General features: G+C 51.9%; 14 protein-coding genes and 1 tRNA gene. 7 read left to right on the forward strand and 8 right to left on the reverse strand.

Going from position 1 to position 14361, the window contains the following annotated elements:
* Nucleotides 1-159 precede the first annotated feature (159 nt).
* A tRNA-Val gene (locus NDA02_RS17085) sits at nt 160-233 on the reverse strand.
* Nucleotides 234-1020: 787 nt separating this feature from the next.
* On the opposite strand from NDA02_RS17085, the gene speY reads away from it, so the two are divergent.
* The gene (gene speY, locus NDA02_RS17090) at nt 1021-2259 is read left to right on the forward strand and encodes a deoxyhypusine synthase (protein WP_190790978.1); all 1239 of its coding nucleotides are present in this window, start codon (nt 1021-1023) and stop codon (nt 2257-2259) included.
* Nucleotides 2260-2279: 20 nt separating this feature from the next.
* Here speY and NDA02_RS17095 read toward each other — a convergent pair whose 3' ends face one another.
* The gene (locus NDA02_RS17095; RefSeq protein WP_190790977.1) at nt 2280-3629 is read right to left on the reverse strand and encodes an ATP-binding cassette domain-containing protein; all 1350 of its coding nucleotides are present in this window, start codon (nt 3627-3629) and stop codon (nt 2280-2282) included.
* Between the two features lie 269 nt (nt 3630-3898).
* Here NDA02_RS17095 and NDA02_RS17100 point away from each other — a divergent pair, with 269 nt between their 5' ends.
* Both NDA02_RS17100 and NDA02_RS17105 read left to right on the forward strand, forming a co-directional pair.
* On the forward strand, nt 3899-4717 hold the full coding sequence (locus NDA02_RS17100; RefSeq protein ID WP_190790990.1) for a dienelactone hydrolase family protein: 819 nt from the start codon (nt 3899-3901) through the stop codon (nt 4715-4717).
* A gap of 34 nt (nt 4718-4751) precedes the next feature.
* Nucleotides 4752-5159: a PPC domain-containing DNA-binding protein gene (locus NDA02_RS17105; protein WP_242067220.1), complete on the forward strand. Its 408-nt coding sequence runs from the start codon at nt 4752-4754 to the stop codon at nt 5157-5159.
* 324 nt (nt 5160-5483) lie between these two features.
* Here the strand turns inward: NDA02_RS17105 and mtnA are convergent, their stop codons facing one another.
* The 4 genes from mtnA to efp form a co-directional block, all read right to left on the reverse strand.
* Nucleotides 5484-6542: an S-methyl-5-thioribose-1-phosphate isomerase gene (gene mtnA / locus NDA02_RS17110; protein ID WP_190790976.1), complete on the reverse strand. Its 1059-nt coding sequence runs from the start codon at nt 6540-6542 to the stop codon at nt 5484-5486.
* A 107-nt stretch (nt 6543-6649) separates the two neighbouring features.
* A complete protein-coding gene (locus tag NDA02_RS17115; protein WP_190790975.1) occupies nt 6650-7609 on the reverse strand; it encodes a hypothetical protein in 960 nt (319 codons plus the stop codon).
* A 524-nt stretch (nt 7610-8133) separates the two neighbouring features.
* Complete coding sequence (accB, locus tag NDA02_RS17120; protein WP_190790974.1) at nt 8134-8634, reverse strand: acetyl-CoA carboxylase biotin carboxyl carrier protein; 501 nt, start codon at nt 8632-8634, stop codon at nt 8134-8136.
* A gap of 237 nt (nt 8635-8871) precedes the next feature.
* Nucleotides 8872-9429 (reverse strand): elongation factor P, encoded by a 558-nt coding sequence (efp, locus tag NDA02_RS17125; RefSeq protein ID WP_190790973.1) that lies wholly within the window; start codon nt 9427-9429, stop codon nt 8872-8874.
* On the opposite strand from efp, the gene NDA02_RS17130 reads away from it, so the two are divergent.
* From NDA02_RS17130 to thiL, 3 genes are all read left to right on the forward strand, one after another.
* On the forward strand, nt 9428-9598 hold the full coding sequence (locus tag NDA02_RS17130) for a hypothetical protein (RefSeq protein ID WP_190790972.1): 171 nt from the start codon (nt 9428-9430) through the stop codon (nt 9596-9598). The two genes, efp and NDA02_RS17130, sit on opposite strands and share 2 nt — an antisense overlap.
* A gap of 93 nt (nt 9599-9691) precedes the next feature.
* Complete coding sequence (locus NDA02_RS17135; protein ID WP_190790971.1) at nt 9692-10888, forward strand: peptidylprolyl isomerase; 1197 nt, start codon at nt 9692-9694, stop codon at nt 10886-10888.
* A 15-nt stretch (nt 10889-10903) separates the two neighbouring features.
* Nucleotides 10904-11911: a thiamine-phosphate kinase gene (gene thiL / locus NDA02_RS17140; RefSeq protein WP_190790970.1), complete on the forward strand. Its 1008-nt coding sequence runs from the start codon at nt 10904-10906 to the stop codon at nt 11909-11911.
* 148 nt (nt 11912-12059) lie between these two features.
* Here thiL and NDA02_RS17145 read toward each other — a convergent pair whose 3' ends face one another.
* A complete protein-coding gene (locus NDA02_RS17145) occupies nt 12060-13049 on the reverse strand; it encodes a ribose-phosphate pyrophosphokinase (RefSeq protein ID WP_190790969.1) in 990 nt (329 codons plus the stop codon).
* Nucleotides 13050-13656: 607 nt separating this feature from the next.
* Nucleotides 13657-13788 (reverse strand): photosystem II reaction center protein Ycf12, encoded by a 132-nt coding sequence (locus tag NDA02_RS17150; RefSeq protein ID WP_190790968.1) that lies wholly within the window; start codon nt 13786-13788, stop codon nt 13657-13659.
* Between the two features lie 212 nt (nt 13789-14000).
* Here NDA02_RS17150 and NDA02_RS17155 point away from each other — a divergent pair, with 212 nt between their 5' ends.
* Nucleotides 14001-14354, forward strand: coding sequence for a YkgJ family cysteine cluster protein (locus NDA02_RS17155; RefSeq protein WP_190791973.1), 354 nt, complete (start codon nt 14001-14003; stop codon nt 14352-14354).
* The last annotated feature ends 7 nt before the right edge of the window (nt 14355-14361 follow it).

The raw sequence follows: 14361 nt of genomic DNA on the forward strand, positions 1-14361 counted from the left end.
TCGAAATCTGGTCTACCACTGGTCTACCAATTCTCTACCAGTTGTGACGTGATTTGGCGTAAAAATGGCATGATTTGGCGTAACCAGAGCCGAGCGAATCTTCATTTCGTCGCCCCCTTTAAAAGCCGAAAACCCTCATAGAAACAAGGGTTTAGGTGATGGACACAACTGGACTCGAACCAGTGACCCCTACGATGTCAACGTAGTGCTCTAACCAACTGAGCTATGCGTCCGAACAGTATCAGACTATAGCATAGATATTGTAGAAGACGCAAATATTGCCTCGATCGTTCACCCAGCCTCTAATTCTAGAGAAAACCCTTCCTACTTTGGATCTGGCTCAAAGTCCTCAATTCTGGGGGATTTAGGGGGCTGTAAAACCTCTCGCCCCAATCAAACCATCCCCAAGAAAAACTTCACCCGATCGCCAACAGGGGGAAATCACTCCGCAATCTTACAGAAGCCATACCATAAATTAGTGTTAAGGTAATAGGGTTAAACCATTAATTCTTCCCTAGACGGGTTGTAGTGCGTTGAAACAGTTTTCATTTACTGGAAACCCCAGGAAGCCCTTGTGGTGTCTGGAAGTGAAATTACAGCGCAGACGGTTGACTGACCCGGCTCTCTCCTGGGCAGACCGCTGTGAAGGACCTAGTATGAGCTGATCGACCTGTAACTGTAGGTTTGTGGGTTGGGGGCAAAATTGCCCGCGAAGTAGCTAGTTGGGTTTAGACCCGGAACTAGCGACCTGACAAACTCGGTCGATCGAGACTCGCTTTAGAGTTTTTGCAAATCGATTTAATGCAACAGGAAAACTGCGTCTGCGGTAGCCTGCTGATTTCTCTCATGTCATGGCTGAAGGAAGTCAGGGCGACCGGAGTTGGTTCAGTTTTCTAGTGAGACATGTGCAGAGGGTGGGAACCCTTCTAGCAGTCTTTCGCATCGGTTTGCAGCTTCACGCTTTTGGGTCTGCATTAATTTCTTTTTCACCGAAATTCCAGCGAATTTGGAGAGCGAGCAATGTCGAAAATTCTCAGCCATAAGATTTCCCCTGCACCGATGCCTGCTGAAATTAGCGTCGTCGATTTGATCGACGGGTATTTCACCGCGTATAACTCCGCCCGCTTACGCGAAATTTGCCACCTGTTGAGCCGTGAAGTCATGCAGGAAGGCGTTACCGTTGCCGTCAGTTTGTCTGGTGCGCTGACTCCTGCCGGATTGGGTGGCTCTGTGCTGGCTCCGCTGATGCAGCACGGCATGATCGATTGGATGATCAGCACCGGAGCGAACCTGTATCACGACATTCACTACGGACTCGGACTGGATCTGTATGCCAGCCATCCGTTTGTCGATGACGTGAAACTGCGCCAGGAAGGGCGGATTCGCATCTACGATATTGTGTTTGGCTATGATGTGCTGCTCGAAACCGATGCGTTTATTCGCGAACTGCTGAAGGCAGAACCCTTCCAGAAGCGCATGAGCACGGCAGAGTTTCACCATTTACTGGGCAAATATCTGTACGAAGTCGAGCAGCAGTTAGGCTTAAAGCACTCCTGCCTGCTGTCTATGGCTTACCAGTGCGGCGTCCCAATCTACACCTCCTCGCCTGGAGATAGTTCGATTGGCATGAATGTGGCAGCTCTGGCACTGGAAGGCTATCAGCTCATGATCGACCCGTCACTGGACGTGAACGAAACCGCAGCGATCGCCTACGCAGCCCGTCAAACCTCCTCTGGTGAAGAAGGCAAGAGCGCAGCAGTGATCCTGGGCGGCGGCAGTCCCAAAAACTTCCTGCTGCAAACCCAGCCCCAGATTCACGAAGTCCTGGGACTCGAAGAGCGCGGACACGATTACTTTGTGCAAATCACCGATGCCCGTCCCGATACAGGCGGACTGTCTGGTGCAACCCCCTCCGAAGCCGTAAGCTGGGGCAAAGTCGACCCCGAAGAGCTACCCAGCACGATCGTCTGCTATACCGACAGCACGATCGCTCTCCCAATCCTCTCTGCCTACATCCTCAGCCAGTGTGAGCCGCGTCCGCTGAAGCGATTGTACGATCGCCGCGAGGAAATGCTCGAAACCCTGCGTCGGGATTATCTGACCGCCCAGGCACAGCAGCCAGCCCAACCGACGATCGCGATCGCCCAAACCGTGAAGCAAGCCGTCACTGCTCCACAGCCGATTGCAACTTATCCCTGTGGCACTCCGATTCGCAAAGAGCACCGCAACGGATATCGGCGGGAGTCGATCGAGGTTTAGCAGGGGTTTGAGCAACCTGATTAAACGATCGCCCGCCCTGTACTGTCATCAAACAGATGAATTTTGTCGGGCGCGATCGTCAGCCAGAGTTCCTCTCCCACAAAAACCGGGCGATCGGGTTCGATTCTCACCTGGAGGGGCAAGATTTCACCGGAGCGGTCTGGAGTCACCAGACTGACGCTGAGATAAGTTTCGCTGCCCAGTGCCTCGACGCGCTCAACCCGGACAGGGATATTTTTGGGCGCAGGCAAACCAACGCTGAGATGCTCTGGACGGATGCCTAGGGTAATCGATCGCCCGTCATAAAGCCGCAGCCGCGCTTCCCAGTCGTGGGGCAGAGTGAGGCGAAATTGAGGGTGCTGAATCAGCAGGGGAGCTTTGACCTGAACCGGAATAAAGTTCATGGGCGGTGAACCGATGAACTCCGCCACAAAGCGATTTGCCGGACGGTTGTAAAGATCGAGCGGACGCGCCACCTGCTGAATTTGTCCGGCATTCATCACCGCAATGCGATCGCCCATGGTCATGGCTTCGGTCTGATCATGGGTGACGTAGATTGTGGTCGTGCCCAGCTTGCGCTGAAGGTTAACAATCTGGCCGCGGGTTTCGGTTCGCAGTTTGGCATCCAGGTTCGAGAGTGGCTCATCCATCAGAAACACCTGGGGATTGCGTGCCATTGCCCGACCCAGGGCGACTCTTTGCTTTTGTCCGCCCGAAAGCTGTTTGGGCAGGCGATCGATCAGCGATTCGATCTGGAGCATCTGAGCCACCGTTTTGACGCGGCGATCGATCAGCTTTTCTTCGGCTGACCAGTAGCGCAAACCGCGCGGCAGCGATCGGGTGGCACTGACGAAAAGTCGCTCCATCCATTCTGGGCGATTAGAAGGCTTTGCCTCGCTTTCATCGATCGTCCAGGTGCGCCGCAGCCCAAACGCCAGATTTTCATACACCGTCATGTGTGGATAAAGCGCGTAGCTCTGAAACACCATCGCGATATCGCGGGCTTTGGGTGGCAGATCGTTGACGAGGCGATCGCCCACAGAAATATTGCCGCCTGTGAGGGCTTCCAGTCCGGCAATCAGGCGCAGCAGCGTACTTTTACCGCAGCCCGATGGACCCACCAGCACCATAAATTCACCGTCGTGAATCGTCAGGTTGATTCGCCGTAGTACGCTCACGCTCTGAGCTGTGCCAGTTTCCGTTTCGGGGTCAATTGCCAGTGCGGTTGCTCCTACGGAGGCGGCGTTTGGAGCGATTCCCCCCGCAGAACGCTTCTGGATGGAGTGACCGGAGGACTGACCGGAGGAACTGGCTTTACCCGTGCGGTGAGGAAAACTTTTGTAGATGTTTTCGAGTACAACTTGCGCCACAGTGGTTTGAAATGAGTTCTGCTAAATGAATGTTGAGCGTGACTCCCAAAATCAATTCAGGGAGAATGGCAGGCTAACCTGTCGTAAGCTTCCCCAAATTCTACCAAGCTTGTTTGCGATCGACCGCGCCTCATCAGCAGGATTGCAGCAACATAGCTTGATCGAAGTGATTGCGATATCTTAATACTGTTTAACCTTTTGCAATCATTCTTTTGCGAAAGCATCTTCAATCGTTCGGGTTAACGGAGGTCAACATGGCAGACGGCAGTATGAAACGACGGCATTTTGTGATGGCAACGCTAGCCGCCGGATTTGCAATGGCAGTTCGCCCTGTTTCTGCTGAAACGATCATTACGGATACAGAGGGATTGATGGTAGGGGCGATCGAGATTCCGACACAAGATGGAGTCATTCCCGGCTATCACGCGATGCCTGAAACGGGAACTGATTTTCCGGTCGTCCTGGTGGTGCAGGAAATCTTTGGCGTTCACGAATATATCCAGGATATGTGTCGGCGGTTTGCTCAGTTGGGTTATCTAGCAATCGCACCCGAACTGTTTGTGCGGCAGGGGGATGTGTCGAAGTTGAGCAGCATCGACGAGATTCGCCCGATCGTCTCCAGCGTGCCCGATGCTCAGGTGATGTCCGATCTGGATGCGGCGGTCAACTGGGCGAAAAATTCCGGGAAGGGCGATGTCGATCGGGTTGGGATTACAGGCTTTTGCTGGGGCGGTCGAATTGTTTGGCTTTATGCCGCGCACAATCCTCAGCTCAAGGCGGGGGTGGCCTGGTATGGACGCCTGGTTGGGCAATCAACCGAACTCCAGCCCAAGTTTCCGATCGATGTGGCAGGCACGCTCAAAGCCCCCGTTCTGGGACTGTACGGCGGTAAGGATGATGGCATTCCGCTCACTAGCGTTGACCAGATGAAGCAAGCTCTCGCTGCCGCCAATAGTCCCTCGGAAATCATCGTCTATCCCGATGCGCCCCACGGTTTCCACGCCGACTATCGACCCTCTTATCGGCAGGTAGATGCAGAGGATGGCTGGGAGAAGCTTCAGGCTTGGTTTAAGCAATATGGAGTCTAGGGATAGGAAGATGAGGACATAGGGAGATAAGGGAATGTTTTCTTCAATGCAGGTGGCAGCTTTACGGTTGAAGCCAGGGCAAGACTTGAAGCTTGAGCTGGAGCAGTTTGTCCAGGATCACCGTTTGGAAGCTGCCTGCATTGTCACCTGTGTTGGCAGTCTCACTCAGGCAATGCTACGGCTGGCAAATCAATCTGAAGGAACGATCTATCAGGGACATCTTGAGATTGTGTCGCTGATGGGCGTAATGTCCTGTCACGGGTCGCACTATCATCTGTCAATCGCCGAGCGGACAGGGCAAACCTTTGGCGGTCATTTGCTGGAGGGCTGCCGCATCTACACCACCGCAGAAATTGTGATTGGCATTATGCCAGAACTGCGCTTTCGACGAGAGCATGATCTCGATTCGGGCTATCGGGAATTGACGATCGAGGATTTTTGAAAGTCGATTTCCCCAGAAGGAGAATAGCCCGGCATCAAGAAACCAGCTTTTGTTTTCGGTTATTGATACTGGAGTTGCATCACCGCCACTGATCTGAACCGTCTATTCCAGCCGTTTGAGCAGCGAGAAAGCAGACTCGATCGCCGTCATGAAGGCATAGGACTGGGGCTGGCTTTATCCCACCGCTTTGCTGCCCTAATGAGCGGCGAAATTATCGTTGTGTCCAAACATCAGACAGGAAGGCTGTTTTAGGCTGGGCTGACCGATTGCCCCCTAAAGGGAACTGATTTACACCGCCGATCGCCGCTAACGCCGCAAATTTGTCTAAACCACCTGCTTAAACTGAAGCTGAATCAGCTCCTCCGGTCGGACTGCCCCATGCTCGGTGATGATGGCAGTAATGAGCTCGGCAGGCGTTACATCAAACGCCGGATTGTAAAATTCAACGCCCGGCGGACAAATGCGCGTATCGCCAATCTGGTAAACCTCTTCGGGGTCGCGTTCCTCGATCGGAATCTGGCTACCGGTCGAGAGGGAAAAATCGATTGTTGAAAGCGGAGCTGCCACATAAAAAGGAATATTGTGTGCTCTGGCAATCAGCGCAACGCTATAAGTGCCAATTTTGTTCGCCGCATCTCCGTTTGCCGCAATTCGATCGGCTCCCACCACGACCGCATCAATCATGCCCTGCTTCATACAGTGCGCCGCCATATTGTCAGTAATCAGCGTCACGGGAATGCCTTCCTGCACACATTCCCAGGTAGTGAGCTTTGCGCCCTGCATCCGGGGACGAGTTTCGTCGGCATAGACTCGCTCTAGTCGTCCTTCGCGCCAAGCCGATCGCACTACACCCAGAGCCGTACCGTAGCCTGCAGTTGCCAGTGCGCCTGCATTGCAGTGGGTTAAAAGCCGCAACTGACCCGGCGGCTGGGGCAGAACGGTCAAGCCCGCTTCGCCAATCGCCTGACAAGTTTCAATGTCTTCCTCGCGAATTGTATGGGCTGCCTGCAAAATAGCTTCTTTGATATAATCCACGCTGCCCAGGGTTTGCCGCGCTATCTTCAGGGTTCGATCGATCGCCCAGAACAAATTCACAGCAGTGGGGCGAGTTGCCTTGAGCTTTTGCGCCACCTGCTCTAGCTGAGCTAAAAACGGCTCTCGCTGGGTTGCCTCAATTTCGCGCGCACCCAGATATAGCCCATACGCTGCCGCTACGCCGATCGCAGGCGCACCACGCACAATCATGGTTTTGATCGCCAGTGCCATATCGTCTGAGCGGCTAATTTCTACCACGCCGTACTCCTGCGGCAATCGCGTTTGGTCAATCAGCCGCACATGGTCTTGATACCAATAAACCGGAAATACTTGAGAAGAGAATGACATGACGCACGCTCACCAGCAGAACAAGGATCTAGTCTACTCTATATGGCTGATCGAGCTATAGGACCTGTCGAACTCTATCGCCTCGATGAGGTAATCCAGTTAGCGAATCAGCCGGCTGCGTACACTCTAACCGATTGGGGATCGATCGTGTCGCGCTCCATGCCGTAATCCTGTAGGGCATATTCAAGCTGCAAAATCAGGCGATCGTGTTTTTGAGGCGGGCTTGCCCGATGCAAGCAGAACGTATCTTCGGCAAAGCCAAAGCCTGATTCGCCGCAAACTGTGATCACATTTGCCGAACCATAGGCACGATCGATCGCTGCTTCAGAAAACTTTTTGCCAAACCATTCATGAGACCAGCGTTTGTGCAGATGCGTGCCGCGAACGCAAATATGTGGACCCGCCCATTCATCGACATCAGTGAGATAGAAAAAGAATTTGAGAAACCCGTAATCGTCCAGATCATAGTGAAACATTTGGGCGGATTTTCGCCGATCGCGCACGGTTGCCCGACTGGGAAAACTCCACCACAGGCGACTGCTAATCAAAACGGGTTCTGCCCCCAAATAGCGAGCCGCGATCGCTCGCAAGACTGGATCTTGTCCCAGTTTGACGATTGCTGGACAGGTCAAAGCGGTATTAAAGTAGCTCGCCGTCACAAATGCGGTTTGATAGTGTGCCTCTGCCTGTGCTTTTTCGGCGTAATAAAAGCCTGTGTCAGGATAGCGATTTCCCAGGCAGGGCTGCTGATTCGCAAAGTCAAGAATCGATTGCACAATTGATAAGGGAAGCTGTAGACCCAGGAAATATCCGTCTTGCTGAATCGACTGCACAATCTGATCGATCGCCACATCAGGAAAAACAGATTGATCGATCGCTGTTTCACAAGGCTCAGCACAGAGAGCAAGCCGCTGTTTTACCACTGACTGCTTTATCCAACAGCGAATCTTTGTAAAGCGACTGAGCTGCCGCATTAGCAGCCATTCCCGGTTATGCGTCAGTCCCCGATACCAGGCATGGGCAGTCTCGTAGCCCTCGTAGTACAGATCACGCAGAAAACTGAACATTTTTCAAAGCACGATTTTAGCAACTGTTTCGAGACGGACAGACTAGACACGGACAAATACTACCCAGTTTCCATACCCAGCTACCATGCGAAACACTTCCCCTCTAGGGGGATCAAACTCCTGTTGCTACGAGTTCAATCCGACAAAATGCCTTGCGTTTTCTTGCCGGAAAGGGACATTTCCCTGATGCATCTGAATTGAAATGCTGACTGATCCAGCTTTTGGGAGTTCTTTCCCTATCTTCGGAGGATTCTGAACCCATCAGGAGAAGCTGACAGGAATGTCTGATATTGAGCTGATCGAATCCTTCGGGTCGAGTTTGAGTTTGTAAAGCGGGCGATCGGGCTTCGACAGCGTTTAGCCCTTCAACATTCCAGCACTCTGTCTAGGAGCCCGTCATTTTGATTGGCGGGGTGCAAGGGTTCAGCCCTACCGGAGGCAACGCCCCCACATTCTCCCTTACCCGTCAGAATTTGCTTCACAAAACACTAGCTTGATGGATTGCCTGGATGAATTGGCTTTGACTATGCTGGATTCACCCGCATCAAGGGCTGACCAAACTCAACAGGCTCGCCGTTTTGAACCAGGATTTCGACAATTTCGCCGCTGATTTCTGCCTCGATTTCATTCATTAGCTTCATGGCTTCAATAATGCAGACTGTCTGACCATTTCGGACTCGATCGCCCACATTTACAAACGCAGCTTCATCAGGAGCCGGAGCACGATAAAAGGTGCCGACCATTGGCGAGACGATTTCGACAAACTTCTCGGTCGAGCGGGGTGGCGGGGTTGGCGTTGGGGGAACGACGATCGGTGTGGCAGACGCGCTGGGCAGGGAGGGAATCGGAGCCAGGGCAACGGCAGTATCCGTCGATGGAGCCGGAGAAGTCGCCGGAGTATCACCGGGTTGAACGCCCTTACGAATTACCAGTTCAAAATCGCCGCTTTTGAGCGTAAATTCTGCAATATCAGTTTGATTAATAACTGTTAATAAATCTCGGAGTTCGCTAAAGTTCAGTTCCACGCTTGTTTTAACCGTTCTAGTCGAATGATTTTAAATGAGATGGCGTAGCGACTAACAGTTGCGAAAAAGCAGGAGTGGAAAGGAATGTAAAGGCACGAGAAGTCCTGCATCACCACAATCGAACGATCGCGACATTTGACCTCAAGTTGCCTTCAATCTGCCTTGAAACTGATAGCTGGCTAACTGTTAATCGCTAAACGGATAATCGCTAAACGGATCGCGACGACGATCGCCAAACTACTCCCGTCCCAGGTAGGTATCCGTGCGAGTATCAACTTTGATGCGTTCGCCTATCGAAATAAACAGAGGAACCATGACTTGCGCCCCGGTTTCGACGATCGCAGGTTTGGTGCCACCCGTTGCCGTATCGCCCTTTACGCCAGGGTCGGCTTGCACGACTTCCAGTACAACTGAGTTGGGCAGTTCAACGTCAAGCACCTGGTTATTCCAGCGCACCACGTTGACTTCCATCCCTTCTTTCAGGTACTTCACGCGATCGCCAATTTGCTTGGCATTCAGGCGACCTTCTTCGTAAGTTTCCATGTCCATAAAGACGTAATCGTCGCCGTCCTTATAGGTGTGCTGCATTGTATTTTTTTCGATGACTGCCTGCGGGACAGTCTCTCCTGCCCGGAACGTTCGCTCAACTACGTTCCCGTTCTGCATATTTTTGAGCTTGGTTCGCACGAAAGCGGAGCCTTTACCAGGTTTCACATGGAGGAATTCCACAACCCGCCAGACGTTTCCGTCAAGCTCAATACTGACCCCGGGGCGAAAATCATTACTGGAAATCATGAATCTTGCTGTGTTGGCAAAACGATCGGCAATTTATTTTACCGCTCCGAGGGAGACATATCACGAAAGGCAGAAGGAATTTGTTCACGCGCGATCGAACATCCTGCTGGGTTCGGCTCAGCAGGTCGAGATGAAATCCCTTCCATCGTTATGGGAAGATGATGAGTGAAGTTTCTGGCTTGTGCGAATTTGAGTTCTGCAAACAGAAACCTCTTCAACGCAGTCCTGCTGAGCTATTTTGTTGAGCTTTTTAAAAATTTTCATGAGTAGAACGCTTGCCCCTCTCAAAACCCTGATCGAGCGTCCGTCCTCCCAGTGCGGCAAAGGGTTTGCTTTCATTAGCCGTCTATTGAAAACAGGCATATCGCTGGTGCTGCTGATCGGGTTGCTCTGGAGCAGTGGAATCATCCTGCCGCCCGGAAGCCTGTTTGGTCTGGAGTGGAATCAATCTGCGCTGGCACTGCCACCCGGAAATGCAATCACCGACGGTAAAGCTCTCCTGCGCTACGCCCTGCCGATCGACAATAAGCCCGTGCGCGATCTGCAGGTCAGCCTGGAGAGTATGTCGGAAGCACTGCGGGGTCGGCGGAAGGTGAGCGCGATCAATCGCAATCTGGATACTGCCGATCGCATCCTGAACATCAAACGTGATCCCCTGCTGGCAAGCGTCCCTGATGAGCATAAAGCAGAAGCAGAAGCCGCGATCGATCGGCTCAAGGCAGGCGTTGCCGACATACGATCGGCTGTTGAAAAGCAGGACAAGGAAGCAATCTGGACAAAGCGCGGTCAGCTTCTCGATCAAGTGGGACAGCTAGAAGAACTGATGGTTGCCCAGTTTCCCTACGAAGTGCCAGAGGAATACAGCAATCTGCCGCAGCTTAAAGGACGGGCAACCGTTGAGGTGCAAACCACTAAGGGTGATATGACACTGGTGGTCGACGGCTACAATGCGCCCATTACAGCAGGAAACTTTGTCGATCTGGTGCAGCGCGGCTTTTATAACGGGCTGGAGTTCGTTCGCGCTGAAGACTTTTATGTAGCGCAGATCGGTGATCCCCCTGGCAAGGAAGAGGGCTTTGTCGATCCAAAAACGGGCAAATATCGGGCTGTTCCCCTGGAAATTATGGTGCAGGGCGACAAGGAACCGACTTACGGAGTCACGCTGGAAGAAGCCGGACGCTATCTCGACCAGCCTGTGCTGCCTTTCTCGGCTTATGGCACGCTGGGCATGGCACGACCGGGAGAGGATAACAACGGCGGCTCATCGCAGTTCTTCTTCTTCCTGTTTGAGCCGGAACTCACTCCCGCCGGACTTAATCTGCTGGACGGTCGCTATGCTGTCTTTGGCTATGTGACGGAAAACAAAGAAGTGCTGGATAAAATTCGGGCAGGCGACAAAATTGTTTCTGCCAGAGTCGTGAAAGGCGCGGAAAACCTGGTTGAGCCAGAGTCGGCTTGATCGATCCCGTCAATCATGACCAAGGAAATTCGCGTACAGGATATCGGCGAACAGGGACTTTTGCAAAGACTGCAAAGCTTCTGTCCGCCGGATTTAATCGGGGACGACGCAGCCCTGCTCTCGATCGCCGCAGGACATTCGCTGGTCGTCACAACCGATACGCTGGTAGACGGCGTTCACTTTAGTGACCGAACCACCTCTCCCGCAGATGTAGGTTGGCGCGCTGTTGCCGCAAATTTGTCTGACCTAGCCGCAATGGGCGCAGAGCCGATCGCCCTCACTGTCGGACTGTGCCTGCCGGGAAGCGTAACTGTGAACTGGGTTGAGCAGCTTTATCAAGGCATGATTGACGGTTTGCAGCCCTTTCAAACCCCGATCGTCGGAGGCGATATTTGTCGATCGTCCGTGATTAGTCTGGCAATCACCGCATTAGGACAGGTCAGACCCGCAGAAGCAATTCGGCGATCGATCGCCCAACCGGGAGATGCAATTCTGATCACCGGATACCATGGAGCTTCCAGAGCCGGACTAGAGCTGCTGCTGAATTCCGAATTGGGCAATGCCCTGGAAAAAACGGCTTTCGATCGATTGGTTCAAGCCCATCAGCGTCCAATTCCGCGTTTGGATGTTGTTACCCTGCTCACAGACCTGCGAACCCAATATCCCGATCTGCGGGTTGCAGGTATGGACAGCAGTGATGGTTTAGCCGATGCGATCGTGCAAATTTGCCGCGCTAGCAGAGTGGGAGCCACGGTGAAGCGGGATCAAATTCCTGTTCCGCCTGAATTCACTCCTTGGGTCAGCAATGCTCAGGCGATCGAGTGGATATTTTACGGCGGTGAAGATTTTGAACTCGTGCTGTGTCTGCCGGTCGAGATTGCAGAAAAGCTGCTGGTGCAGTTAGGAGATGGGGCAGCGATCGTGGGAAAGATTACTGCTGAGCAAACGGTTTCACTGCAAAACGAGGATGCGATCGTTGAGCTTTCCCTCAATAGAGGATTTCAGCATTTTTCCGTCCGCTAGCTGCTTCAAAAGATTCAAACCTGCTGTCCTTGCCCGAACATGCCCGCCAATCTAATTTATTCTGATTTACAAAAAAGTCTGCAATAAAAAAGGGGCTTTTGCCCCCGATTGTCTCTATCTTTTCAAGCAGTAGAACTGACGCTAAAGCCTAGCGAAACATACTGCTCACCGAACTGTCTTCATGAATCCGCCAGATTGCCTCACCCAGCAGATTTGCCACCGAAAGCACAGTAAGCTGCGGGAAGCGTCGGTCTTCAGTGACCGGAATTGTGTTGGTGACAATGATTTCTTCAAATAGTCCTGCCGAAAGTCGATCGATGGCTGGAGGCGAGAACACGGCATGAGTAGCACAGGCATAAACCTGGCTTGCGCCCTGCTGTCGCAGAATTCTTGCGCCCTCGCAAATCGTTCCTGCCGTATCAATCATGTCGTCTACCAAGATTGCCGTTTTGCCAGCGACATCTCCGATCACGTTCATGACTTCGGCGACATTATGAGCTTGACGGCGTTTATCAATAATGGCAAGCGGGGCATCATTCAGCTTTTTGGCAAAGGCTCTTGCCCGTGCCACACCGCCCACGTCTGGCGAAACGACTACCACATCGCTCAGATTCTTGGCGTTCAGGTAATCCAGAATCACCGGAGAACCGTAAACGTGATCAAAGGGAATGTCAAAGTAGCCCTGGATTTGGGCTGAGTGCAGATCCATTGCCAGAATTCGGTTTGCGCCTGCCTGGGTAATCAAATTGGCAACCAGTTTGGCTGTGATCGATTCTCGTCCGGCAGTTTTGCGATCGGCTCTCGCATAGCCGTAGTAAGGAATGACGGCCGTAATTTGACGCGCCGAAGCACGACGGCAGGCATCAATCATAATGAGCAACTCCATCAGGTGATCGTTCACCGGACAGCAGCTGGGTTGCATCAAGTAGACATCACAGCCGCGAATCGACTCTTGGATCTGGATATAGATTTCGCCGTCTGCAAACCGTTTGCGAACCATCGGACCCAAATCCATCCCCAAGTAATGGGCAACTTCATGGGCTAGCGGCAAATTAGCAGATCCAGAAAACAACCGAAGGCGATGATCTGAGAGATCAATACGAGGATGCTGAAGGGTAAGAGTTGCAGTGCTGATCACGACAGTTCCTCAGGCGACAGTCAGGGAAATATTAGCATCATCGGAGCAGTATCATCTCTTGGTAGTTGTACGGATACTAAAAAGTGAATTGACACTAGCACTGTACTTTGATTGCTGCAGGCGGCTAAAGATTCCGCAATCAACAAGATTGAAGTTATCTTCCAGGCTTCTGCTGCCAAATCGTTTGACATTCGTAAAAATTGACCTTCTTAAGCTGAAAGCCAGAGTAGTAACGCCTTGAAAAGAAACAATCGAATCCTGCTATAACCAAATCTCGCGCTAAGCCTAATACAGACCAGTTTAAAACTCTAAAGAAACAATAAAACTGCTTTGAAGATTTTAAGTGAACTGAATCACTCTTTTACTTTACCAACTCAACCTTCTGAATGGGAGAAGGCAAACAATTTATATAGAATTTATAATGCTGAGCAGCAATTCTATAGAGTATGAGAGGAATAACGAAACAGATCGTGACGCAAAAACTGGATTGCCGTTACTTATCGGTCCGCAATCCCTCTCAACCCACCAAACTGAGCTTGTTGCGTGACTTACTCGGTTTAACCCGATCGTCTTAGCTTGATCAAACGACCTTGATCACTCGATCAACTTACAGATCGCCGCCCCGAAAAGCCAGCACAAAAATCACTGCCGGACCTGCAATCACAATCAGCGCTAGCATGGTGAGCTGCGCGATCGTCTCAAAGTTAATGTTGCCAAGAACACTCGTAATGAAATCCATTGCTCCTCCCGACTAACCCGAATAATTGATTGTTATTTGAACAGCTTATCTGGATTGTATTTTACACGGTTCTTGCCCTCTTGCAGGTAGAGAATTCTGATCGAGCTAACTTCAGGCAAATTGCCACAAACCATGAGCAGCAATCTAATGGCAGACTCACACTCAGAACCGCTAAGCTCGAATAGAGATATTCAATGGGGTAGACCAGAGCAATGGCGACTTGGCAATGTGTAAAGCAGTGTGGTGCGTGCTGCCAGCTTGATCCAGACGATCGACCCGATTTAGAAACATACCTTGCGCCAGAAGAACTCCTGCTCTATATGAGTTTGGTCGGTGAAGACGGCTGGTGCATTCACTTTGATCATGCGCTGCGCGAATGCCGTATTTACGCCGATCGTCCCCGTTTCTGCCGGGTGCAGCCGGATGTATTTCAGGATCTCTACGACGTGGAGCCAGAGGAATTAAGCGATTTTGCGATCGACTGCTGCGTTCAGCAAATTGAAGCAGTATATGGTGATAGAAGTCTAGAGCTGCTGCGGTTTGAGCGATCGATCGAGCAGGACTGAGCTGTAA

It is taken from the genome of Leptolyngbya sp. ST-U4 (assembly GCF_039962215.1).
In the GTDB taxonomy this organism is placed as follows: Bacteria; Cyanobacteriota; Cyanobacteriia; order Elainellales; family Elainellaceae; genus Leptolyngbya_A.

What these genes read in the sequence shown, in the direction of transcription:
- speY (WP_190790978.1), top strand. Translation starts at nt 1,021, where the DNA reads ATGTCGAAAATTCTCAGCCATAAGATTTCCCCTGCACCGATGCCTGCT.
- NDA02_RS17100 (WP_190790990.1), top strand. Translation starts at nt 3,899, where the DNA reads ATGAAACGACGGCATTTTGTGATGGCAACGCTAGCCGCCGGATTTGCA.
- NDA02_RS17105 (WP_242067220.1), top strand. Translation starts at nt 4,752, where the DNA reads ATGTTTTCTTCAATGCAGGTGGCAGCTTTACGGTTGAAGCCAGGGCAA.
- mtnA (WP_190790976.1), bottom strand. Translation starts at nt 6,542, where the DNA reads ATGTCATTCTCTTCTCAAGTATTTCCGGTTTATTGGTATCAAGACCAT.
- NDA02_RS17115 (WP_190790975.1), bottom strand. Translation starts at nt 7,609, where the DNA reads ATGTTCAGTTTTCTGCGTGATCTGTACTACGAGGGCTACGAGACTGCC.
- NDA02_RS17130 (WP_190790972.1), top strand. Translation starts at nt 9,428, where the DNA reads ATGAATCTTGCTGTGTTGGCAAAACGATCGGCAATTTATTTTACCGCT.
- efp (WP_190790973.1), bottom strand. Translation starts at nt 9,429, where the DNA reads ATGATTTCCAGTAATGATTTTCGCCCCGGGGTCAGTATTGAGCTTGAC.
- NDA02_RS17135 (WP_190790971.1), top strand. Translation starts at nt 9,692, where the DNA reads ATGAGTAGAACGCTTGCCCCTCTCAAAACCCTGATCGAGCGTCCGTCC.
- thiL (WP_190790970.1), top strand. Translation starts at nt 10,904, where the DNA reads ATGACCAAGGAAATTCGCGTACAGGATATCGGCGAACAGGGACTTTTG.
- NDA02_RS17150 (WP_190790968.1), bottom strand. Translation starts at nt 13,788, where the DNA reads ATGGATTTCATTACGAGTGTTCTTGGCAACATTAACTTTGAGACGATC.
- NDA02_RS17155 (WP_190791973.1), top strand. Translation starts at nt 14,001, where the DNA reads ATGGCGACTTGGCAATGTGTAAAGCAGTGTGGTGCGTGCTGCCAGCTT.